This is a genomic window from Streptomyces sp. NPDC002809, assembly GCF_040295435.1.
In the GTDB taxonomy this organism is placed as follows: Bacteria; Actinomycetota; Actinomycetes; order Streptomycetales; family Streptomycetaceae; genus Streptomyces.
Genome location: NZ_JBEOVJ010000016.1, coordinates 25,756 through 47,257 on the forward strand (window position 1 = coordinate 25,756; position 21,502 = coordinate 47,257).

22 protein-coding genes and 1 pseudogene are annotated in these 21,502 nt (G+C 71.2%); 8 read left to right on the forward strand and 15 right to left on the reverse strand.

Annotated elements, in window-relative coordinates; all coding sequences use genetic code 11:
• The first annotated feature begins 224 nt into the window (after nucleotides 1-224).
• Both ABT025_RS12955 and ABT025_RS12960 read left to right on the forward strand, forming a co-directional pair.
• Nucleotides 225-992 carry a bestrophin-like domain gene (locus ABT025_RS12955; RefSeq protein ID WP_350993095.1) on the forward strand — a complete coding sequence of 256 codons (768 nt, stop codon included), beginning with the start codon at nucleotides 225-227 and terminating at the stop codon, nucleotides 990-992.
• A gap of 172 nt (nucleotides 993-1,164) precedes the next feature.
• Entirely contained in the window at nucleotides 1,165-1,719 is a 555-nt protein-coding gene (locus ABT025_RS12960; protein WP_350993097.1) for a hypothetical protein, read from the forward strand.
• A gap of 91 nt (nucleotides 1,720-1,810) precedes the next feature.
• On the opposite strand, the gene ABT025_RS12965 is transcribed toward ABT025_RS12960, so the two are convergent.
• Entirely contained in the window at nucleotides 1,811-2,521 is a 711-nt protein-coding gene (locus ABT025_RS12965) for a hypothetical protein (protein ID WP_350993099.1), read from the reverse strand.
• A 313-nt stretch (nucleotides 2,522-2,834) separates the two neighbouring features.
• Here ABT025_RS12965 and ABT025_RS12970 point away from each other — a divergent pair, with 313 nt between their 5' ends.
• Nucleotides 2,835-3,494 (forward strand): class F sortase, encoded by a 660-nt coding sequence (locus tag ABT025_RS12970; RefSeq protein WP_350993101.1) that lies wholly within the window; start codon nucleotides 2,835-2,837, stop codon nucleotides 3,492-3,494.
• Nucleotides 3,495-3,545: 51 nt separating this feature from the next.
• Here ABT025_RS12970 and ABT025_RS12975 read toward each other — a convergent pair whose 3' ends face one another.
• Complete coding sequence (locus ABT025_RS12975) at nucleotides 3,546-4,388, reverse strand: polysaccharide deacetylase family protein (protein WP_350993103.1); 843 nt, start codon at nucleotides 4,386-4,388, stop codon at nucleotides 3,546-3,548.
• 164 nt (nucleotides 4,389-4,552) lie between these two features.
• Here ABT025_RS12975 and ABT025_RS12980 point away from each other — a divergent pair, with 164 nt between their 5' ends.
• Together ABT025_RS12980 and ABT025_RS12985 are read left to right on the forward strand one after the other, a co-directional pair.
• Nucleotides 4,553-5,014: a universal stress protein gene (locus ABT025_RS12980; RefSeq protein ID WP_328897771.1), complete on the forward strand. Its 462-nt coding sequence runs from the start codon at nucleotides 4,553-4,555 to the stop codon at nucleotides 5,012-5,014.
• Nucleotides 5,015-5,271: 257 nt separating this feature from the next.
• On the forward strand, nucleotides 5,272-5,787 hold the full coding sequence (locus tag ABT025_RS12985) for a sigma-70 family RNA polymerase sigma factor (protein ID WP_350993106.1): 516 nt from the start codon (nucleotides 5,272-5,274) through the stop codon (nucleotides 5,785-5,787).
• A 331-nt stretch (nucleotides 5,788-6,118) separates the two neighbouring features.
• On the opposite strand, the gene ABT025_RS12990 is transcribed toward ABT025_RS12985, so the two are convergent.
• Complete coding sequence (locus ABT025_RS12990; RefSeq protein WP_350993108.1) at nucleotides 6,119-6,316, reverse strand: zf-HC2 domain-containing protein; 198 nt, start codon at nucleotides 6,314-6,316, stop codon at nucleotides 6,119-6,121.
• 160 nt (nucleotides 6,317-6,476) lie between these two features.
• Here ABT025_RS12990 and ABT025_RS12995 point away from each other — a divergent pair, with 160 nt between their 5' ends.
• Nucleotides 6,477-6,989 (forward strand): hypothetical protein, encoded by a 513-nt coding sequence (locus ABT025_RS12995; protein ID WP_350993110.1) that lies wholly within the window; start codon nucleotides 6,477-6,479, stop codon nucleotides 6,987-6,989.
• 49 nt (nucleotides 6,990-7,038) lie between these two features.
• On the opposite strand, the gene ABT025_RS13000 is transcribed toward ABT025_RS12995, so the two are convergent.
• From ABT025_RS13000 to ABT025_RS13015, 4 genes are all read right to left on the reverse strand, one after another.
• Nucleotides 7,039-8,229, reverse strand: coding sequence for a sensor histidine kinase (locus tag ABT025_RS13000; protein ID WP_350993112.1), 1,191 nt, complete (start codon nucleotides 8,227-8,229; stop codon nucleotides 7,039-7,041).
• Nucleotides 8,226-9,707 carry a sodium/solute symporter gene (locus tag ABT025_RS13005; RefSeq protein ID WP_350993114.1) on the reverse strand — a complete coding sequence of 494 codons (1,482 nt, stop codon included), beginning with the start codon at nucleotides 9,705-9,707 and terminating at the stop codon, nucleotides 8,226-8,228. Before ABT025_RS13005 ends, ABT025_RS13000 begins: the two co-directional genes overlap by 4 nt.
• Nucleotides 9,704-10,066 (reverse strand): COX20 family protein, encoded by a 363-nt coding sequence (locus ABT025_RS13010; protein WP_350993119.1) that lies wholly within the window; start codon nucleotides 10,064-10,066, stop codon nucleotides 9,704-9,706. The genes ABT025_RS13005 and ABT025_RS13010 overlap by 4 nt, the downstream gene beginning before the upstream one ends.
• Before the next feature lie 64 nt (nucleotides 10,067-10,130).
• Nucleotides 10,131-10,883, reverse strand: a complete 753-nt coding sequence (locus tag ABT025_RS13015) for a LytR/AlgR family response regulator transcription factor (RefSeq protein ID WP_350993121.1) — start codon at nucleotides 10,881-10,883, stop codon at nucleotides 10,131-10,133.
• Nucleotides 10,884-11,126: 243 nt separating this feature from the next.
• Between ABT025_RS13015 and ABT025_RS13020 the strand changes: the two genes are divergently transcribed.
• Nucleotides 11,127-11,765 carry a zf-HC2 domain-containing protein gene (locus tag ABT025_RS13020; protein WP_350993123.1) on the forward strand — a complete coding sequence of 213 codons (639 nt, stop codon included), beginning with the start codon at nucleotides 11,127-11,129 and terminating at the stop codon, nucleotides 11,763-11,765.
• A gap of 174 nt (nucleotides 11,766-11,939) precedes the next feature.
• On the opposite strand, the gene ABT025_RS13025 is transcribed toward ABT025_RS13020, so the two are convergent.
• The 7 genes and pseudogenes from ABT025_RS13025 to ABT025_RS39490 form a co-directional block, all read right to left on the reverse strand.
• The gene (locus ABT025_RS13025) at nucleotides 11,940-12,800 is read right to left on the reverse strand and encodes an Fpg/Nei family DNA glycosylase (RefSeq protein ID WP_350993125.1); all 861 of its coding nucleotides are present in this window, start codon (nucleotides 12,798-12,800) and stop codon (nucleotides 11,940-11,942) included.
• A gap of 34 nt (nucleotides 12,801-12,834) precedes the next feature.
• Nucleotides 12,835-13,692, reverse strand: a complete 858-nt coding sequence (locus ABT025_RS13030) for an amidohydrolase family protein (RefSeq protein WP_350993127.1) — start codon at nucleotides 13,690-13,692, stop codon at nucleotides 12,835-12,837.
• Between the two features lies 1 nt (nucleotide 13,693).
• The gene (locus tag ABT025_RS13035; protein ID WP_350993129.1) at nucleotides 13,694-14,005 is read right to left on the reverse strand and encodes an L-rhamnose mutarotase; all 312 of its coding nucleotides are present in this window, start codon (nucleotides 14,003-14,005) and stop codon (nucleotides 13,694-13,696) included.
• A gap of 1 nt (nucleotide 14,006) precedes the next feature.
• On the reverse strand, nucleotides 14,007-14,990 hold the full coding sequence (locus tag ABT025_RS13040; RefSeq protein ID WP_350993270.1) for an aldo/keto reductase: 984 nt from the start codon (nucleotides 14,988-14,990) through the stop codon (nucleotides 14,007-14,009).
• A 120-nt stretch (nucleotides 14,991-15,110) separates the two neighbouring features.
• Nucleotides 15,111-16,505, reverse strand: a complete 1,395-nt coding sequence (locus ABT025_RS13045; protein WP_350993131.1) for a wax ester/triacylglycerol synthase family O-acyltransferase — start codon at nucleotides 16,503-16,505, stop codon at nucleotides 15,111-15,113.
• A 161-nt stretch (nucleotides 16,506-16,666) separates the two neighbouring features.
• The gene (locus ABT025_RS39485; protein WP_502971937.1) at nucleotides 16,667-17,758 is read right to left on the reverse strand and encodes an ATP-binding SpoIIE family protein phosphatase; all 1,092 of its coding nucleotides are present in this window, start codon (nucleotides 17,756-17,758) and stop codon (nucleotides 16,667-16,669) included.
• Nucleotides 17,759-17,827: 69 nt separating this feature from the next.
• Nucleotides 17,828-18,733: pseudogene (locus ABT025_RS39490) on the reverse strand (PAS domain-containing protein); the annotation flags it as partial.
• 285 nt (nucleotides 18,734-19,018) lie between these two features.
• Between ABT025_RS39490 and ABT025_RS13055 the strand changes: the two are divergent.
• Nucleotides 19,019-20,386: an FAD-dependent oxidoreductase gene (locus ABT025_RS13055; RefSeq protein ID WP_350993135.1), complete on the forward strand. Its 1,368-nt coding sequence runs from the start codon at nucleotides 19,019-19,021 to the stop codon at nucleotides 20,384-20,386.
• Nucleotides 20,387-20,453: 67 nt separating this feature from the next.
• On the opposite strand, the gene ABT025_RS13060 is transcribed toward ABT025_RS13055, so the two are convergent.
• Entirely contained in the window at nucleotides 20,454-21,446 is a 993-nt protein-coding gene (locus tag ABT025_RS13060; protein ID WP_350993272.1) for a chitinase, read from the reverse strand.
• Between the last annotated feature and the right edge of the window lie 56 nt (nucleotides 21,447-21,502).

A 21,502-nucleotide genomic window follows, 5' to 3' on the forward strand; every position in this document is an offset into this window, starting at 1 on the left:
CCCCACCCCTTCCAAAGCCCACCCCGTCTCCGACACCCACGCCCTCCCCGTCCGCACGCCCGGCGCCCCCCGCGCCCGTGGCACTCCCCTCGTACCGCAGACCCGTACGGAAGGCACCGGAACGCCATACCTCCCTGGTCACACTCACCTTGATGATCACAGCCCCCGCAGTGTTCGCCGTCGCCGTGCTGCGGCCCCGTTCCCGATGACCTCCGGAGGCACTCATGTCGGAATGGCTGGTTCTCACCCTCGCCATGGCCGCGGCCAGCACCGTCGTACTGACCATCGCCGTACTCAACAACCGCCGGCTGCCCGAGGACGACGATCCGTCCGAAACCCCTGACGTCATCGAGTACATGACGATGATGATCGGGGTGGTCTACGCGATCGTGCTGGGCCTCGCCATCGCGGGCGTGTGGGAGGGCCGCGGCGCCGCCCAGGAGTACGTACGCCAGGAGGCCCAGGCGCTGCACGAGGTCAGCGTGCGTTCGTCCGTCTACCCGGCCGACGTCCGTACCCGGATCCGCGCAGACGTCGACGCCTACGTCAGCTACGTCGTGCACGACGAGTGGCGGACCATGAGTAAGCACGGCACGCTCAGCGACCGGGGCGCCGAGCTTCTCGGACAGCTGCGCGCCGACGTCACGGAGTACCGGCCGAAGACGGACCACGAAGGGCAGGCCTATCAACCGCTCGTCGACCAGGTCGCCGCAGCCGACGACGCCCGCAACGCCCGGGGGCAGAGCGCCGGTGCCACGATGCCGGGCGTCGTCTGGTTCGGGCTGATCACGGGGGCGCTGGTGACGGTGGGGCTGATCTTCACCCTGCAGATCCGGCGTACGTTCCGCGAACTCCTGCTGGCCGGCCTCTTCAGCGTGCTGATCGCCTTCCTCCTCTTCCTGATCTGGGACTTCGACTCCCCCTTCGGCCGGGGCATCTCCGCCACCGCCGCACCGTTCCTCGATCTCTTCCCCGGCGCGGCGGACGGATAGGAGCACCCGTCCCCCGGCGGTGCGCCGCCCGGGGGACACCGGTGCCCCATTCGCCGGACCCCGATCGCGGGCGAAATGCACCACTTCTAGCGTTGTCCGCATCGAGGTGCATTTCTGACACTTTGTGGAAACCCGTTCCGCAGCTGCGCCTCGGGGAACCGGAGGATTCACCATGCGCGCAATACGTGTCACCCCCGTCGCTCTGCTCGGCGCCGCAGCACTCGCCCTGACCGCCCCGGCCGTGACCGCGTATGCCGCTACCACGGGCGGTCCGTCCAACAGCGGGCCCGGCTACACCGTCACGCCTTCTGTGATCGCACCCGGCGGCCAGGTCACCCTGGCGGCCAAGGGGTGCTCCACCACGGCCACGGCGTCCTCGGGGGTGTTCGACACCGTCACCATCCCCAAGGACGGCACCGGCAGGGCAACGGTCGACTGGGACGCCAAGCCAGGCGCCGTATATGAGGTGACGTTCACCTGCAACACCTCGCCGAGCTCCACGGCCAAGGTGAACCTCACGATCAGCGCCGCCACGAGCACGCCCACCACGAGCTCGACGAGTTCCGCGGTGTCCTCGGCCTCCCCGGCCGGTGTTCAGGGCGGTCTCGGCGGCAGCATCGACAGCATGAACTCCGGCCAGATCGTGGCCGGCACCGCGCTGGCCGTGGCCGCCGCCGCGGGCACCGTCTTCGTGGTGCGGCGGCGCAAGGAGAACCGTTCGCACTGACGGCGCCGCCGACGTAACGAAAGTCGCCCCGGGTCCTCTTGGAGGACTCGGGGCGACTTCGGTTATCGGGCCGGTGGGAGCGTCTCTACGGTCAGATCGCCCCATGGCTCGTCCTCCGGCGGCGCATGATGTACATGCCTCCGCCGAGGGCCGCCGAGGCGACCAGGCCCGCGCCGACACCCATCTCCGTCGGGCTCGCGGCCATCGAACCGCCGAAGCCGCCCTGGGCACCGCGGCTGTTGAGCACGGTGAAGCGGTGTCCGGCCGTGCGGTCGGTACCGTCGCAGCGCACCGTCAGGTTGTAGGAGCCGGGCGTCGCGTCGTTGAAGATCCGGACCCTGGCGTGGCCGACCCGGCCCGCCGAAAGCCGCGTGGTCCGGAACGCGTTGGACGAGACGCTGCCGCCCCGCCCGCAGCCCTCGGCGCTGACCTGCATCGCCGCGCCCTGGTGCACGCGCTCGGGGTCGACGGTCACGTTGTTCGGGCCGTTGTTGCGGCCGTTGCCGTTCCCGTTCCCGTTCCCGTTGCCGTTCCCGTTCCCGTTCCCGTTGCCGTTCCCGTTCCCGTTGCCGTTCCCGTTGCCGTTCCCGTTCCCGTTCCCGTTGCCGTTCCCGTTCCCGTTGCCGTTCCCGTTCCCGTTGCCGTCTCCGTTGTCCCAGTCGCCCGGGTCGTTCCAGTCGTTCTGGGTGTTGCCGTTGTTCTGTCCGTTTCCGACGTCTCCACCGGCTGCGGCCATCGGGGCACCGAGCCCGAGAGCAGCAACGGCGGTCGCGGCGACAACGAGAGCGCGTGTAGCACGCATCGTTCGAACCTCCAGCGGGAAGCGCCCCGGAGCTCTGTACACCGGGATGGATCGACGAGTACGCCTCCCATGACGAACCCTCACCAGATCCTTGATCCACCGCATTTCGGCACTGCTCCACCCCGGTGATCCGACACACCGTGCGGACACCTGTGAATCTGATGGACGCGCAGGTCACAGAGCGTCAGAATTTTTATCCGACCACTACTCCGATAAGAAGCCCGCCCCACAGCCGCCACCCGTTCGCACTTCCCTGAATGCCGCGCGACCGCCCCCCGCCTAGCGTTCCCCTCGTCGCGACGAAGGGAGAACCATGGGCCGGGACAACTGGCACCCCGAACGGATCAGACACTCGCCGTGGGGCGCACTCGCGCTGGCGATGCTCACCGGTCTCGCGCTGATGCAGAACGGCGCGGACCTCTCACCCGGCCCGCCACAGCCGGTGGCCGCCACCTCGGTGGGCCAGCAGAAGGTCGCTCCGGGGGCCCCCGTGGCCGGACCGGCGGTGAAGCCACTCGCCTACGCGCCCGTCGCACGCGTGGCCATCCCGTCGATCGGGGTCGACGCACCGGTCATCGATGTGAACCTCGACGAGAACGGCTGGATCGAGACACCGCCCCCTCAGGACCCCAACCTGGCGGGCTGGTACCAGAACGGCATCGCGCCGGGACAGCTCGGTACCTCCGTCATGGTCGGCCATGTCGACAACCAGGCGGGACCCGCCGTCTTCTACGGGCTGGGCTCGCTGAAGAAGGGCAACCGCGTCGAGGTCACCCGCAGTGACGACAAGGTCGCGGTGTTCGAGGTGTACGGCGTCGAGGTCTTCGCCAAGAACGACTTCCCCGGCGCCCGCGTGTACGGCGACACGGGACAGGCGGAGCTGCGGGTCATCACCTGCGGCGGCGGGTACACCAAGGCCAACGGCTACGACGGCAACGTGGTGGCCTTCGCCCGCCTGGTCGAAACCCGCTGACGGCTGCTGCCGGGAACCCAGCCCGGTCCCCGGCAGCAGCCGTCGCACACCTCAGCGACGCCGCGGCACCGTGATCCGGTACCCGTCGTCCAGCAGCTGCGGCAGATAGCGACGCAGCGCGGCGACGCTCTGCGAACGGTTGCCGCCCGCGTCGTGCGAGAGCACCACGACCCCGGGGGCGGCACCGTCCCTGACCCGGCGCACGATGCTGTCGGTGCCCGGTTCGGTCCAGTCCAGGGTGTCCACCGTCCAGGCCATCGGCTCCATGCCCAGCGCGGCCCCGATCTCGAACGAGTTCCGGTTCCAGGCCCCGTAGGGCGCCCGGTACCAGAGCGGCGGAGCGCCGGTGAGCTTCTCGATCACGTCGCTGGTGCTGCCCAGCTCGTCGGTGATGCCGGCCCGGGAGAGCTTGGTGACCAGCGGATGGGTCCACGAGTGGTTGCCGACGGTGTGGCCCTCGTCGGCGATCCTGCGTACCAGGTCCTCGTTGTCGTGGGCCATCTCCCCGCAGAGGAAGAACATGGCCCGTACGTCGTGCTTCCGCAGCGTGTCCAGGATGTGCGGGGTGTAGAGCGGATCCGGTCCGTCGTCGAAGCTCAGCACCATGGCCCGGCCGATATCGGGCAGCTCCTCGAAGGGCCGGGTGCGGACCGGCGGTGCCGCCGGCCGGTAGCGGGGCGGGTTGTTCGCGGTCATGGGGCTCAGCCGGTAGGCGAGCGGCCGGATCCGCAGGGCCGCTGCCTGCGGACCGGCGGCGGCCGACGGCGACGCGGGATGCCGGAACGGGGTGCCGGCGGAGTCCGCGGCGACCAGGCGCACGACAGCGGCGGCGCCCAGCCCGGCAGCCAGCCTCAGCAGCGTTCTGCGCATCGGCGGCATCTGATCATTCTTCATGACCAACTGCTCGCACGTCCGCTCTGTCACCCTCCTCAACGACACCGCCCACGGAGGGTTTTGCACCCGATGGAGGGAGCGCGTCCGCGCATCCGGCAGCATCGCGCCGGGGCACTCGGGATCCCGGACCGGGACCGTCCGGGGGAGCCGATAACCTCACTGCCGTGACAGATCAGCAGCCCCACCAGTTCGAACGTGGCACAGACGGTCCGAAAGTGATCGTCGCGGGCCTCGACGGCTCCGATTCCTCCATGCGCGCCGCGGCGTACGCCGCAGGCCTCGCCCGTAGGCAGCGGGCCATGCTCGCCCTCGTCTACGTACAGCCCGTACTGACGGCGGGTGCCGCACTCGGTGCGCCGGTCGGCGACGCGACCGGAGACGTCGCGGAGGGCCTGGTGAACGAGATCCGGGAGTCGACGGAGCGGATGAAGGACATATGGGATGTGCGCTGGGAGTTCCACACCTTCCGCGGTGATCCGTACAACGGGCTGGTGACGGCGGCGGACGAACTCAAGGCGGACGCCGTCGTGGTGGGCGCGTCCGAATCGGCGGGCCACCGGTTCATCGGCTCGGTGGCCGTACGCCTGGTGAAAGCCGGGCGCTGGCCCGTCACCGTGGTCCCGTAGCTCCGGCATCATCCTCCCCAGCGCCGCTCCACCCGGCGCCGCCCTCCCCCTCTTCCCCGCGCCGCTTCACCGGCGCCGCCCTCCCCCTCCTCCGCCCCGCTCCCCCGCCGCCCGACCGTTCACCGCACCATTCGCCGCTCTGTGCGACCGCTCGTCGCACAGGGCCGCGTTTGTCCTGTCCCCAGGGGCGTGAATGCGTTCGTATACGCCAGTCAGCAGCGAGGCGACAGGGGCCTCCGCGGGGAAGGGCGTTCACCATGGCCACGACGAAGACCGATGCGCGGGCACTCGCGGATCTGCAGCGTGAGCACGGCCCCGCCCTGTTCCACTTCCTGCTCGGCCTGACGTTCGGCGACCGGCAGCGGGCCGAGGATCTCGTCCAGGAGACGCTGGTGCGTGCCTGGCAGCACCCGGAGGCCTTCGACGGCCCGTACGAATCGATGCGGCCCTGGCTGTTCACGGTCGGGCGCCGGCTGGCGATCGACGCCCGCAGGTCGCGACTGGCCCGGCCGACCGAGGTCAGCGACGCCGTGCTGGAGGGTGCCCCGGGCCGGGAGGACCCCGCGGAGTCCACGGTCGCCGCGCTCGACGTGCGGAAAGCGGTGCGCACCCTCAGCCCGGAGCACCGGGCCGTGCTCGTCCAGATCTACTTCCGGGGGCTGAGCGTGGGCGAGACCGCCGCGGTGCTCGGGATACCCGCCGGCACGGTGAAGTCCCGCTCCTATTACGCGCTGCGCCTGCTCTCCCGTAACCTGCCCGGCTACCGGAACTGATCGCAGCGCATCGGGGCTTCAGCCCTGTGGTGAGCGATTCTGAAGCATGGCTCCGAGCGGCATGGCGGAGCGGACGGTTCTGCTGCTCGGTGTACTGACGGACGCGGTAGCGGGGCCCTGCCGACCGGCCCGGCGAAGTAGGAGCCCGACCACAGGTGCCGGGCCCGCCAGTAGTGGCGGACCTGTGGTGTCAGTCCGTCGAGTACGGGCAGGACGGGGATCCCTGACCCCGGCGCGGCGTGAAGAAGCGGGAACCCGCCGAGGCGGCCAGCCGGCCGTGGCAGGAATCCCCGTCCTTCGCGGCATCGTCGTCCTGGGCGGGGAGCGGAAGTCAGTCCAGCAGGTCCTCCTCACTGAGCAGCGGCAGCAGTGCCGCCGCCTCCGCGACCGCCACGTAGTCGGCGGCACAGCGGTCGCAGCTCTGGAGATGCCGGGCGACGGTGCGCGTCTCCGCGGCCGGAAGCGCGTCCAGGACGTAGGCGCCGAGCAACTGCCGCATATGTGGTTCCTCCCCTGGGTCTGCGGTCATCGCAACCTCATGTCTGTGACGGATCGGGTCCGACGGATCCTGCCCTTCTGGCCACGCGGGGCGCGCTCTCCCGGTTCAATGCTGCGTGTGGGGCCGGTCGTGCCCCGGTCCGCCGGGCAGCCCCCGGCCCGGCCCCGATTGAGGAGAGAGGCGAGACGGGATGTGTCCGGAACGTCATGACGGAGCCGACGGGGGCGGGCTGCTGGTCCCGATGGCCTGGATGTACGCGGAGTACATCGCCGACGAACTGCTGCGGACCGGCGATCTGATGGAGCCGGCGAGTCTGGAGTACCGTGCGGGGCGCGATGCGCTCGCCCTGACCGTGTTCCTCTCCGACGGTGCGGTGGCCGAGGCGCTGCCCGCCACCCGGGTGGACGAGCTGCGGCTGCTGACGGCGTGCGGGACGCCTTGGCGCCGTTGGGTGTGTGAGCGGCTCGATGCACTGGAGGCGGCACCCGGCGGCACGGGCCCCGATCTGACGCTGGCGCGGGCCGCCTGGCGGTGGCTGGAGGAGACCGAGCTGCTGGCGGCCGACCTCGACGCGATCGGCCCGCTGCCGTGGGAGGCCCCTGCCGGCCGGGAGGAACCGGACGGCCAGGACGCCGTCCAGGTGTGGACTCCGGCCTGGCAGCTGGGGCTGCCGCTGGGACATCTGGCGATCCACCTGTACTGAGTCCGCACCCGGCCCGCACGGCGTCCTTGGGAGTCGTGCCGGGAGCCGCTCAGGAACCGTGCACCCCGGCACGGTACTTCGGCAGCCGCACGGTGATGCGCATGCCGGCGCCGATGCCGGTCTCGATGACGAGCCCGTAGTCGTCCCCGTACACCTGGCGCAGCCGTTCGTCGACGTTGAGCAGTCCGATGCCGGTGGATCTGCCGCCCTCGCCGCGCAGGATGTGGCGCAGCCGTTCCGGGTCCATGCCGGTGCCGTCGTCCTCGATGACGACCTCGGCCTCGGAGCCGGCGTCCAGGGCGCTGATGGTGATGCGACTGGAGGTGACGGCCCCTTCGAGTCCGTGTTTGACGGCGTTCTCGACCAGGGGCTGGAGGCAGAGGAAGGGCAGGGCCACCGGCAGCACCTCGGGGGCGACCTGGAGGGTGACCGAGAGCCGTTCGCCGAAGCGGGCCCGGACGAGGGCCAGGTACTGGTCGATGGAGTGCAGCTCGTCGGCGAGGGTGGTGAAGTCGCCGTGGCTGCGGAACGAGTACCGGGTGAAGTCGGCGAACTCCAGGAGGAGTTCGCGGGCCTGCTCGGGGTCGGTGCGGACGAACGAGGCGATGGCCGCCAGCGAGTTGAAGATGAAGTGGGGGGAGATCTGCGCGCGCAGGGCCCTGATCTCGGCCTCGATGAGCTGGGTGCGCGAGCGGTCGAGTTCGGCGAGTTCCAGCTGTACGCAGACCCAGCGGGCGACCTCGCCCGCCGCCCTCGCCAGGACCGCGGACTCGCGCGGGGCGTAGGCGATCAGGGTGCCGAGAACCCGGTGGTCGACGGTGAGCGGCACGGCGACGGCCCAGCGCAGCGGGCAGTCCAGGTCGTCGCACTCGCTGCGGAAGGCGGTCCCGCGGCCGCTGGCGAGGAGGTCCCCCACCTCCTCCATGACGTGACGGCCGTGGTGGTCGCCCTCGCCGTCCCAGACCAGGACCCGGTCGCGGTCTGTGAGGCACAGGGCGTCGGTGCCGAGCAGCGAGCGCAGTCGGCGGGCCGATCTGCGGGCGCTCTCCTCGGTCAGTCCGGCGCGCAGCGGGGGCGCGGCGAGCGAGGCGGTGTGCAGGGTCTCGAACGTGGCGTGTTCGACGGGTGTGCCGACGTCGCTGGTACGGACCGGGCGCGCGGTGCGCCGGCCGGTCAGCAGGCCGCCGCCGAACAGCAGCAGGGCGAGGAGCACTATGACGGCGTATCCGGCCCCGGTCACCGGTGCCTCCCCGCGGTCAGCGCCTCGGGCAGGTGGAAGCGGCTCATCGCGGCGTTGGTGCCGGCGGGTATCCGCCCCGGTGTGGCGAGCGAGACCAGGATCATGGCGAGGAAGCCGACGGGCACGGACCAGACGGCGGGCCAGGCGAGCAGGGCGTGCGGCCAGCCGGGCGGGCGCACCGCCCCGCTGACGGTGATGGCGACGGAGAGCAGGGCGGAACCGCCGCCCAGGACGAGCCCCGCCACCGCGCCGGGCGGGGTGAGCCTCCGCCACCAGATCCCGAGGACCAGGAGCGGGCAGAAGGAGGACGCCGACACGGCGAACGCCATCCCCACCGAGTCTGCGACCGGTACCCGGCTGACGATCAGCGAACCGGCCAGCGGGACGGAGATGGCGAGGACGGTGGCCAGCCTGAAGTGCCGTACCCCGCGCGAGGGCAGGACGTCCTGGGTGATGACGCCGGCGACGGCCATCGTCAGACCTGAGGCGGTCGACAGGAACGCGGCGAAGGCACCGCCCGCGATGAGCGCACCGAGCAGGTCGCCGCCGAGGCCGCCGATGACCCGGCCGGGGAGCAGCAGTACGGCGGCGTCCGCGTCGCCTCCCTGGATGAGCTCGGGTGCGTACAGGCGGCCGAGTGCTCCGTAGACGGGCGGCAGCAGGTAGAAGACGCCGATCAGGGCGAGGACGGCGACGGTGGTGCGGCGGGCGTCGCGGCCGTTGGGGCTGGTGTAGAAGCGGACGACGACGTGCGGCAGGCCCATGGTGCCGAGGAAGGTGGCGACGATGAGCCCGTAGGTGGCGTACAGCGGATGGTCGGCGCGGAAGACGGAGAGCTGCTCGTCGAAGGTGACGCGGGGCCGCCCGTCGCCCTGCCAGGCGAGCACCAGGAAGATGGCGGGGACGAGGAGCGCGGTCAGCTTCAGCCAGTACTGGAAGACCTGGACGAAGGTGATCGAGCGCATCCCGCCGGCGGCGACGGCGAGGACGACCACGGAGGCGACGAGGACGTCGCCCAGCCAGCCGGGCGCCCCGGTAAGAATCTTGAGGGTGAGTCCGGCGCCCTGGAGCTGCGGGACGAGATAGAGCCAGCCGGCGCCGACGACGAGCACGCTGACGAGTCTGCGCACCTGCCGGGATTCGAGCCGGCCCTCGGCGAAGTCGGGCAGGGTGTACGCCCCCGAGCGGCGCAGCGGCGCGGCGACGAAGACGAGCAGCACCAGGTAGCCGGCGGTGTAGCCGACCGGGTACCAGAGCATGTCGGGTCCGTGGACCAGCACCAGACCGGCGATGCCGAGGAAGGAGGCGGCGGAGAGGTACTCGCCGCTTATGGCGGCCGCGTTGAGCCGGGGCCGTACCGTGCGCGAGGCGACGTAGAAGTCGGAGGTGGTACGGGAGATGCGGAGCCCGAACCCGCCGACGAGGACGGTGGCGAGGACGACGGCGGCGACGGCCGCCACCGCGTATGTGCGGCTCACTGTGCGGGGCGGCCTTCCACGAGCCGGGCGAAGTCGCGTTCGTTGCGCTCGGCCCGGCGCACGTACCACCAGGCGAGCAGCGTCAGCGGCGGGTACGCGGCGAAGCCGAGGACGGCCCAGACGACGGCGGAGCTGTGCAGGGCCTCGAAGACCAGGGGCAGGGTGCCGACGACGACGGCGAGGGCGGTGAAGGCGGTGAGTCCGGCGCGCAGTTGGCTGCGCATCAGCGAACGGACGTAGGCACCGCCCAGTGCGGTCTGCTCGTCGATCTCCGACTGGGTGCGGTAGCGCGGCAGCGGACGCACCCGGCGGGGCTCCCCCGTCACCACTTCACGCCGGGGCGTTGGCTCTGCGGACATGGGGCCGGAGTGTACGCAGCACCCGACCCCGCTGGGAAGGGGTCCGGGCGCGGGTAGACGCTGGTCAGCGGCCGGTCTGCCGCATCAGCAGATCGCGCAGCGCGCGGGTGTGCCGGCGGCTGACGGCAAGCGAAGCGGTGCCGATGCGCACGCTCATGCTGCCCGCGTCCAGGCGCAGTTCGTCGATCCGGCCGAGCGCCACGAGGTGACGGCGGTGGATCCGGACGAATCCGCGGGTGCGCCAGCGCTCCTCCAGGGTGGTCAGGGGGACGCGGACGAGGTGGCTGCCGGTGGCGGTGTGCAGCCGGGCGTAGTCGCCCTGGGCCTCGGCGTACGCGATGTCGTCGATCGGGATGAAGCGGATGACACCGCCCAGTTCGACGGGGATCTGGTCGTGTGCCGTGTCGTGGGCGGGCGCGGAGCGTTCACCGACCTGCTCGGCGACGCGGCGCACTGCTTCGGCGAGACGTTCACGCCGTACGGGTTTGAGGACGTAGTCGACGGCCTTGAGGTCGAAGGCGTGCACGGCGAAGCCCTCGTGGGCGGTGACGAAGACGATGAGCGGGGGCGCGGCGAACCCGGCCAGCAACTGGGCGACATCGAGTCCGGTCAGGCCCGCCATGTGGATGTCGAGGAAGACGACGTCGATGGCGGCGGGGTCGTCGGGACCGGCCTCGACGGCACCGCCGATGCGCCGCAGCGCCTCGGTGGCCCCGGTGGCTCCCTCGGCGCTGCGGATCCGGGGATCGGCGCGCAGGAGGTACAGCAGTTCCTCCAGAGCGGGTTCTTCGTCGTCGACGGCGAGTACGCGGAGCATGGCCGGAGTTTAAGGGCTGCCCGTAATCCGCGGTGGATCAGCGCGCGGCGTCGGATGCGGTGCATCGCAAGGCGGAGCGGCGTTCGCATCCCGGATGTGTTCGGGCGTTCCGACAACGCGGCGGGGCGCCGTAGCCGTCGTCGTGCGCCCGCCAGGGATTACGGAACAGCCCTCAAGGGGTGTGCGACGGAGTGCGGGGGTGCTGGGCTGAGTGATTCACGGGCTGTTTCCGTACGGGACGGCATGTGCACCCCGCCCCACCGTCGCGATGTCGGCGCCTATGCCCTGGGCGTGCTCGGCGCCGCCGACACCTTCCGTTTCGAGGAGCATCTGGAGGGCTGTCCCCTGTGCGCGGGCGGGGTGGTGGAGCTTGGCGGGTTGACAGCCGCCCTGCGGTGGTATGCGCGGCTGACGCCGCCGGGCGTCGATCCGGTGGTGCGGGCGGGTCCCGGGCTGGAGCGGCGGGCCACCCGGGCGGTGGCGGCAGGGCGGCGCAGGACGCGGCGCCGACGGCTGGCGGCGACGGCGGCTGTGGTACTGGCTGCCGGGGTGCCGTTCGCGGGGCCGGGCGGGGAGCGGGAAGCCGGTCGGTGGACGGGCGCGGACCGGGGTTCCGGGATGACGGCCGTCGTGACGGCAAGGGCTCGGGAGTGGGGTGCCGATGTCGGCCTGGAGGTGGCGGGGGTGCCGGACACCGGTGTGTGCTCCCTGGTCGCCGTGGGGCGGGACGGGGACGAAGAGACCGTGACCACCTGGTCGTCGGCCGGCGGCGGCGAGGGGCCGCGCCGGGTGAGCGGCGGCGTGGCGCTGCGGCCCGGGGCCATCGCCGGGTTCGAGGTGCGTACGGCGGCGGGTCGGCGGCTGCTGCGGCTCACACGCTGAGGATCACGCCGCCCGGCGGAGCGGCTACGGCTCACACGCTGACGATCACACCGGCCGGCGGAGCGGCTACGGCTCACACTGTGCCGATCACACCGGCTGGCGGGGCTGCTGCGACTGCGACTCACACTGACGATCTCGCCGCGTCGCCGCCGCGATCCGCCGGAAGGGGCCCTCCTACTTGAGCAGCTTGGAGAGCCGGCGGTCCGCCAGGGGCTTGCCACCCGTCTGGCAGGTCGGGCAGTACTGGAGCGAGGAGTCGCTGAAGGACACCTCGCGGATGGTGTCCCCGCAGACCGGGCAGGCCTCGCCGGTGCGCCCGTGGACCCGCATGCCGCTCTTCTTCTCGGCCTTGAGCCGTCCCGCCGCCAGTCCGCTGGAACGGGCGACGGCGTCGTCCAGCGTGGTGCGCAGGGCTGTGTGGAGCCGGGTGATCTCGTCGTCGGAGAGGTGTGCGGTGAGTTTGAACGGTGACATCTTCGCGACGTGCAGGATCTCGTCGCTGTAGGCGTTGCCGATGCCGGCGATGAGCGACTGGTCGCGCAGGGCGCCCTTGATCTGGCGCCGTTCCCCGTCGAGCAGCGCGGCGAACGCGTCCCGGTCGAAGGACGGGCCGAGCGGGTCGGGCCCCAACCGCGCCACCCCGGGGATCTCGGCCGGATCGTGGACCAGGTGGACGGCGAGGCGCTTGGTGGTGCCTGCCTCGGTCAGGTCGAAGCCGTCGCCGCCGGTGAGTACGGTCCGCAGCGCGAGGGGGCCCTTGCCGGGGCGCGGCGGGGTGGCGGGGAAGGAGTCCTTCCAGTGCAGCCAGCCGGCGCGAGCGAGGTGGGTGACCAGGTGCAGCGGTCCGACGGCGATGTCGAGGAACTTGCCGTGCCGCCGGACGCCGGTGACCGTACCGCCGTGCAGGGCCGTGAGCGGAGGGTCGTACGTCTTCAGGACGCTGATGGCGAGCGGCAGGACGCGGTCGATCTCCCTGCCGACCAGGTGGTCGTCGAGGAAGACCCGCAGGGCTTCGACTTCCGGCAGTTCGGGCATGGTTCCCAGCCTGCCGCAGCCGTCGCCCCGGCGCCTACCGGAGGCCGTACACGCGCTCGGCGGTGGTGGCGAGAACGGCGTCCCGCTCGTCCTCGGCGAGGGCGTCGAGGAGCACGAGTGCGGCATCGACGACCTCGGTGTACGACGCCGCGAGGCGGCACACCGGCCAGTCCGAGCCGAACATCACCCTGTCGGGCCCGAAGGCGTCGAGGACGGTGCCGGCGTACGGGCGCAGGTCCTTGACGGTCCAGTTGTGCGGGTCCGCCTCGGTGACCAGGCCGGAGAGTTTGCACGCGGTGTTGGGGAGGGCGGCGAGCGCCCGCACGTCGTCGGCCCAGGGACGAAGCTCACCCGTGGCGACCGGCGGTTTGCCCGCGTGGTCGAGTACGAAGGTGAGACCGGGCAGCAGTTCGGCGGCACGGACGGCGGCGGTCAGCTGGTGGGGCTGGACCACCAGGTCGTAGACGAGTCCGGCGTCGGCCACCGCGGCCAGTCCGCGCCGGACGTCCGCGCGCAGCAGCCATCGCGGGTCGGGTTCGCCCTGCACCTGGTGGCGCAGCCCGACGAGCCGGTCGCCGCCGGGCAGCTCGCGCAGGGCCGCCAGGGTGTCGGCGATGTCCGGAGCGGTGAGATCGGCCCAGCCGACGACGCCGGCGACCAGCTCGCTGCCGTCGGCGAGCGCGAGGAACTCGGGGGTCTCCTCCGGGACGGTGACGGTCTGGACGAGCACGGTCGCGCACACGCCGTTGGCCCGGGCCTCCGGCTCCAGGTCGGAGAGGGTGAAGTCGCGTCGCAGGGGCGCCAGTTCCTCGCCGGTGATCCAGTTTTGGTCGCGTACCGAGAGGTCCCACACATGGTGGTGGGCGTCGACGATGCGGGGCCGGCCGGTCATCTCAGAGCTCCCAGGCGACGGGGAGACCCGCTTCGGCGCCGTCCGAGGAGTAGTCGTGTGCGACGTCGAGGAGTTCGTCCATCCTGGCCTGCCAGGCGACGTTGACGGGGAGCTGTTCCAGTTCGGCGAGGAGCCTGCTGTAGTCGTCGCACTCGATGACGTGGAACAGGTCGGTGCCGCTGCGCCAGATCGTCCAGGAGGTGGCTCCGGCGGCCCGGATCGCACGGGTCAGTTCGGCCGGGACCTCGCGGTGCGCGGCCTCGTACTCCGCTATGCGGTCCGCACGGACCTTGGTGTGCAGGGCGATACGCATGTCAGTGTCCGTTCTCGGTCAGCAGGCCTTCGGAGCGCAGGTCGTCCCAGAGTGCGTCGGGGATCTCCCGGCGGAGCAGTGCGGCGGCGTCGCGCACCTCGTCCGGGGAACGCGTGCCGACGAGTACGCCGGCGACAGCCGGGTGGGCGAGCGGGTAGTGCAGGGCGGCGGCGCGCAGGGGCACGCCGTGGCCCTCGGTGACGGCCTTGAGGCGCAGCGCCCGGTCGAGGAGGTTCAGTGGCGCGGCGGCGTAGTCGTACGTGGCGCCGGGGCGCGGGTCGGCGAGGAGGCCGGAGTTGAACACGCCGCCGACGACGACGCTGCGGCCGCGGGCGGCGGCCGCGGGCAGCAGACCGGCCAGGGCCGACTGGTCGAGGAGGGTGTAGCGGCCGGCGCAGAGCACCACGTCGACGTCGGTCTCGACGACGAAGCGGGTGAGCATCGCGGTCTGGTTCATCCCGGCGCCGATGGCGCCGATGACGCCTTCGGCCCGCAGCTTCTCGAGCTCCGGGTAGGCCTCGCCGAAGGCGGCTTCCGCGTGGTCGTCGGGGTCGTGGAGATAGGCGATGTCGATGCGGTCGAGCCCGAGGCGTTCCAGGCTGTCCTCGATGCTGCGGCGGACACCGGCGGCGCTGAAGTCCCAGCGCCTGCGGTGCGTGGCGCGGACGGCGAAGCCCTCGGAGAGCGATTCGGACGCGGCGGCCCCGCCGCCGGGCAGCGGGTCGAGCACGCGGCCCACCTTGGTGGACAGGACGTACGCGTCGCGGGGCCGGGCGCGCAGGGCCTCGCCGAGCCGTCGCTCGGAGAGGCCGAGCCCGTAGTGCGGCGCGGTGTCGAAGTAGCGGACGCCCTCGTCCCAGGCCGCGTCGACCGCGGCCGCGGCCTGTGCCGGTTCCACGGCGCTGAAGAGATTGCCGATGGCAGCCGCCCCGAAGGACAGCTCGGTGACCTCGACCGCGCTGTTTCCCAGCCTGTTGCGCCGCATGTATCCGCTGCCCTCCCCGAAGATCACTTCCTGCATACAGTGAATATTCATCGGATCACTTGGGCGCGTCAACACCCTGGAGGGCATCAACCGCGGCGATTGCTCCGCGATCAGTCCGATCTATGAGGTGGCGTGCGCGGGCAGCAGGGTCAGCAGTTCGGCCACCTCGTCCTCGGCGCAGCGCCCCAGCCGCTCCAGATCGGGCAGCGCTTTGCCGTCGGCCACCAGCCCGATCTGCACCGTGGAGCCGTAGGTGGTCAGCGCGATGGCCAGGGACTGTCCGCGGGCCAGCGGAGCCATCGGGTAGAGCGCGCGCAGCGGGCAGCCGCCGAGCGAGAGGGCCGAGCGCGGCAGCGGCACGCTGGTCACCAGCACGTCGAAGAGCATCCGGGCGGCGTTCCCGGCGAGCGGCGCGCCGAAGCGGTGGGCCAGCGACGGCAGCTGGTCGGCGAGCACGGCGACCGCCCCGGCTCCGCGCAGCGGCCCGGCGGACTTGTTGCGGTCCATGGCGCCACGGACGGCCCGCAGCCGCTCCCAGGGGTCGGGTTCGGAGACGGGGAGGCCCAGCAGATAGGCGGAGAGCCGGTTGCCGGTGGCCGCTCCGCCGGGGCGGCGCCGGGAGACGGGAACCAGGGCGCGCGGATCGGCGCCGGGCAGCGGTTCGCCGCGCTCCAGCATCCAGCGGCGCAGCGCGCCCGCCACGATCGCGAGCAGTACGTCGTTGCTCGTGCCGCCCGCCGCCCGGCGGATCCGCTGCACGGATTCGAGGTCGAGATCGGCCGTGGCGAGGCGCCGGGTACCGGAGGAGCTGGCGCTGAGCGACGGGGCGCCGCGCAGATCGAGTCGGCTGGCGCGTACCAGCGAGGCTCCGACGCCGAAGGCCCGGCCGAGGTCCTCGATCCGCCCGAGGGCGAGACCGGCGACCTGGCGGGGTCCGGGCATCCAGGAGCGCGGCGGCACGGGGCGGACCCGGCCGGCCGGCGGTCCCGGCCGGGCCCGGCCCGCGACCGAGGCGATCTCGTCGAAGATCCCGGCGCCGATGGCAACCGCACGCATCCCGTCGGCGAGCGCGTGGTGGAGCTTGACGAGTACGGCGAAGGGGCCGTCCGGGGCGCCGCCGATGACGTACATCTGCCAGGGCGGCAGCCCTCTGCGCAGCGGCTGCTCCATCAGCTCGCCCGCGAGCCGGGTTGCGGCCGCCATGAATCCGGCCTCGCCCGCACCGGCGGTCTCCGCCTCGGGCAGGCGCACCCGCTTGACGTGCCGGTGGACGTCGAAGTCCTTGTCCACCGACCAGGCCGCGCCCCCGACGGGGAGCAGCACGTCACGCACCCGCATCCGCAACCGGGGAATGGCGGCGGCCCGGGTGCCGAGCAGTTCGAGAAGGTCGTCGGGGGCAGGGGTCCGGCGGTCCCCCGGCGAGAAGACGGCGAGCGCACCCAGGTGCATGGGATGCGCATCGGACTCGAGGTGCCAGAAGGCCAGATCGAGAGGTGCCAGTAGCTCAGTTCCCAACAGGTCCTCATGTCATGGAAGGCGAAATGTCATGGAAGACGAAGACTGACGAAGTCGCAGTCAATCCCTCGCGATCGGTTACGGTCAAGTACAGACATGTTACTTTCTGTTACTTTTCAGTAATGTTTCTGTCCCCGTGAACAGCAGTGCCCTTCACCGGATCAGTCGCGGGGCGGGATGACGAATTCGCACCAGACGCACTTGCCGGTGCCCCGCGATTCGACACCCCAGGCGTCCGCCAGCCGGTCGACGAGCATCAGCCCGCGGCCCGAGACGCCCGACTCGCCCGCGTCCCTGCGTCGCGGCAGCGCGCTGGACCGGTCCTCGACGTCGACACGCAGGCGGCGCTCGGGCCCGGTGAGCACCCGGATGGTGACGATCGCGCCGCCGTCGGTGTGCATCAGGGCGTTGGTCGTCAGCTCGTCCGCGGCCAGCTCCACCTCGTCGGCCCGTTCCTTCGCACCCCAGGCCCGCACAGCCGCACGGATCATGTGCCGCGCCGAGCTGAGCGCCTCCGGGTCGTTCTGCCCCACGTGCTGCTGGAGCCGGCCGCCGGCCTGCGGGGCGTGGGCGGCCTTGCGGCGCAGCAGCAGCACCGCCACATCGTCCTCGCCGCCGCGTTCGTCGACCGATTCGCAGAGCTGGTCCGCGAGCCGCTGGAGGTCCTGAGGGCCGTTCCTGATCATCGCGGTGAGCAGTTGCATACCCTCGTCGAGGTCGGCTCCGGGCAGCTCCACCAGGCCGTCGGTGAACAGGACCATGGTCTGCCCCGGGTCCAGCTCCACCGTGCTGACCGGATACTCCAGCCGTCCGAACTCCGCGGAGAGCCCCAGCGGCAGCCCGCCCTCGACGAGCACCTTGCGGCAGTTTCCGTCGGCATCCCGCACGAGCGGGTCCACATGACCGGCCCGGACCACCTGCACCACGCCCGTGGTGAGGTCGGCCTCGGCGTAGGTGCAGGTGGCGAAGCGGTCGGTGTCCAGCTCGTGCAGGAAGACCGAGGCCCGCGCCATGACCGTCGCGGGGCTGTGCCCCTCGGCCGCGTAGGCGCGCAGCACGATGCGCAGCTGCCCCATGACGGCGGCGGCGTGCGTGTCGTGGCCCTGCACGTCCCCGATGACGGTGCCGACCCTGCCACCGGGCAGTGGGATGACGTCGTACCAGTCGCCGCCGATGTCCCGGCCGAGCCTCGCCGAGCGGTAGCGCACGGCGATCTGCGCACCGGGCACCTCGGGGATGCGGCGCGGCAGCATCGCCTGCTGGAGCCCCTCGGCGAGGTCGTGCTCCTGTTCGTACAGCATGGCGCGCTGGAGGCTCTGGGCGATGGAGCTGCCGAGGGCGACCAGCAGATTGCGTTCGTCGCCGGTGAATCCGTTCTTGTCGCTGTAGAGCAGCCCCAGTGCGCCGATCGGGCGGGCCTGGGCGATCAGCGGCAGATAGGCGGCGGAGGTGATGCCGAGATGGCTGATGTGGGGCCACAGGACCGGGTACGAATCGGCGAAGTCCTCGGCGGACTCGATGAAACGAGGTCCGAGCGTGCGGACCACTTCGCTCATCGGGTAGTCCTCGTCCGTCCGTGTGTACCGGGTACCCGGTACGAAGGCCCCCTCGGGCCCGTCGGCCACCAGATGGATGCGCCCGGCCTCGATCAGCCCCATGACCAGACTGGTCGCCCCCAGATGGGCCAGCCCCTGGGAGTTCTTGAGCACGTCGATGACGTCCTTGACGGTACGGGCGTGGGCCAGCGCGGCCGTGGTGGCCTCCACCAGACTGGTGCGCCGCCGCCGCTCCACGTCCAGGTCACGGCGGGCGGTGGAGTCGGCCAGCTCCTGGGTCGCGTCCCGGACGATGCCGATGATGCGACGCGGCCGGCCGGTGGTGTCTCGGCGGACGAAGCCCTGGGTGTGCGTCCACTGCAGGCTGCCGTCGCGCCGCACCATGCGGAAGTACGCCCCGTAGTTGGTCAGGCCTGATTTGAGCGCCTCGGTGACCATGGCGTCGAGCCGCACGCCCTCGTCCGGCGGCACCCGGATCCCGAGCGTCGTCGGCTTGTTGTCGTACTCGTCGGCCCTCAGGTCGAACACGTCGAGGGCCGCCTGGTCCATGTGCATGAGGCCACTGTCGAGATCCCAGTCGAAGCTGCCCATACGGTTCAGGGCGAGACTGAGGTCCGGGTGGGCGGGCCAGTCGTCCGGGAGTGACAGGGCACCCGCTACCCGATCATCCATGTGGGTCACTCTGCCACCATTTGTCCGATTCTTCGAGCGAACCGTCCACCAGGTGAACGTGCGATGAAACACATTTTCGAGACGCTTGACGGGAGCGTTTTCCCGGGGATTCCGCGGGATTTCAAGGGCCGGCAAAGGTGCGGGCTGCCGGATATCGCCGCAGAACACCGCCCCCCTCCGAAACCGGGCAGGACCAGCGGCTAACGTGTGCGTCGGGGCGGAGTAAGTCAAGCCTTACCACGGCCCGCCCCGCCCCTGCTCGCCCGTCCTAAGGAACAGCCCTCCATGACACGCCCCGTCCGCGTCGCCATCGTCGGAGCCGGTCCCGCCGGCATCTACGCAGCGGACGCGCTGCTCAAATCCGACGCCGCCGCCGACCCGGGTGTCTCCATCGACCTGTTCGAGCGGATGCCCGCCCCCTTCGGCCTGATCCGCTACGGCGTGGCCCCGGACCACCCGCGGATCAAGGGCATCGTGCAGGCACTGCACCAGGTGCTGGACAAGCCGCAGCTGAGGCTCTTCGGGAACGTCGACTACCCCAACGACATCGGCCTGGACGAGCTCCGCACGTTCTACGACGCCGTGATCTTCTCCACCGGCGCCGACGCCGACCGCGCCCTCGACATACCGGGCGGCGACCTGGACGGCTCGCACGGTGCCGCCGACTTCGTCTCCTGGTACGACGGTCACCCGGACGTGGCACGCACCTGGCCGCTGGAGGCCGAGAAGGTCGCCGTGCTGGGCGTGGGCAACGTGGCCCTGGACGTCGCCCGCATCCTCGCCAAGACCGCCGACGAGCTGCTGCCGACCGAGATCCCCGCCAACGTCCACGACGGCCTCAAGGCCAACAAGGCACTGGAGGTGCACGTCTTCGGACGGCGCGGCCCCGCCCAGGCCAAGTTCAGCCCGATGGAGCTGCGGGAGCTGGACCACTCGCCGAACATCGAGGTCATCGTCAACCCCGAGGACATCGACTACGACGCGGGCTCGATCGAGACCAGGCGCGGGAACAAGCAGGCCAACATGGTCGCCTCCACCCTGGAGAACTGGGCGATCCGCGACGTCGGCGACCGGCCGCACAAGCTCTTCCTGCACTTCTTCGAGTCCCCCGTGGAGATCCTCGGCGAGGACGGCAAGGTCGTAGGACTGCGGACCGAGCGCACCGAGCTGGACGGCACCGGCAACGTGAAGGGCACCGGCCGGTTCAACGACTGGGACGTGCAGAGCGTCTACCGTGCGGTCGGCTACTACTCGCAGGAGCTGCCCAAGCTCCCCTTCGACGTCGCGTCCGGGACGGTTCCGCACGCCGCAGGACGGGTTCTGGCCGGCGGTGAGCCGATGGAGTCGGTGTACGTCACCGGCTGGATCAAGCGGGGACCGATCGGTCTGATCGGGCACACCAAGGGCGACGCCAACGAAACGGTCGCCTGCCTGCTGGAGGACCACACCACCGGCCGGCTGCCCGCTCCGGCACAGCCCGAGCCGGCGGCCGTGACCGAGTTCCTGGAGTCCCGCGGCGTCCGCTACACGACCCGCGAGGGCTGGTACCGCCTGGACGCGCACGAGCGCGCCCTGGGCGAGGCGCAGGGCCGCGAGCGGGTGAAGGTCGTGGAGCGCGACGCGATGCTGGACGCCTCCGAGCCCGGTAACTGACACGCCGGTGAAGGCCCCGGAAGACCCCGCCCAGGGGTGTTCCGGGGCCTTCGCCGTTACGGGGACGTCAACGGCCCTGCAGCGCCTTCACGTTGTCGCCGAAGGTCCAGCCCTTGGAGCCGTCCCAGTTCAAGGACCAGGTCATCAGGCCCTTGAGGCTGCCGCCGTAGTGGTTCCAGGCCTGCGAGACGAGGTTCGGCGCCATGTGGCCGCCGCCCGCACCCGGCTGGGCGGGCAGACCCGGGACCTGCTTGTCGTAGGGCACCTTGATGGTGGTGCCCTGGATGACGAGTCCCTTGTCGAGGCAGTCCGTCTGCGCCGTGAAGCCCTCGACGGTGCCGGCGGAGTACGAGTCGCCCGCGCAGCCGTACATGCTGCCGTTGTAGTACTGCATGTTCAGCCACCAGAGCCGGCCGTTGTCCGCGTACTTCTTCACGATGGGCAGGTACGCGCCCCAGATCGATCCGTACGTGATGCTGCCGCCGGTGACGTAGGCGGTTTCCGGTGCCATGGTCAGACCGAAGTTGGACGGCATCCGCGCGAGCACGCCGTCGATGATGCGGATCAGGTTGGCCTGCGAGGCGGACAACTGACTGATGTTGCCGCTGCCCGTCAGGCCGGTCTCGATGTCGATGTCGATGCCGTCGAAGTTGTACTTCTTCAGGATCGGCACCACCGTCTCGACGAAACGGTCGGCGACGGCGCTGGAGCTGAGGTCGATGCCGGCGGCCGCACCGCCGATGGACATCAGGGTGGTGAGCCCGGACGCCTTCGCCTGGCACATCTCGGCCGGAGTGGGGACCTTCACGGTCGAGTCCATGCCGTCCTCCCACAGGACGGTGCCGTCCGGGAGGATCACCGGGAAGGCCGCGTTGATCACGTTGTAGCCGTGCTGCGGTATACGGCTGTCGGTGACCGGGATCCACCCCAGGGGCGGGTGCACACCGTTGGACGCGCCGTCCCAGTTCTCCCAGTACCCCTGAAGCACCTTGCCCGACGGCTTCGACTTGACCGCGCAGGTGTCCTCCTGCGCGGAACTCGGTGTGGCGGCGACCAGCATCGGCACGATGCATGCCGCCGCGAGACCGACCCCCAGCAGACGTGATGTACGACCGG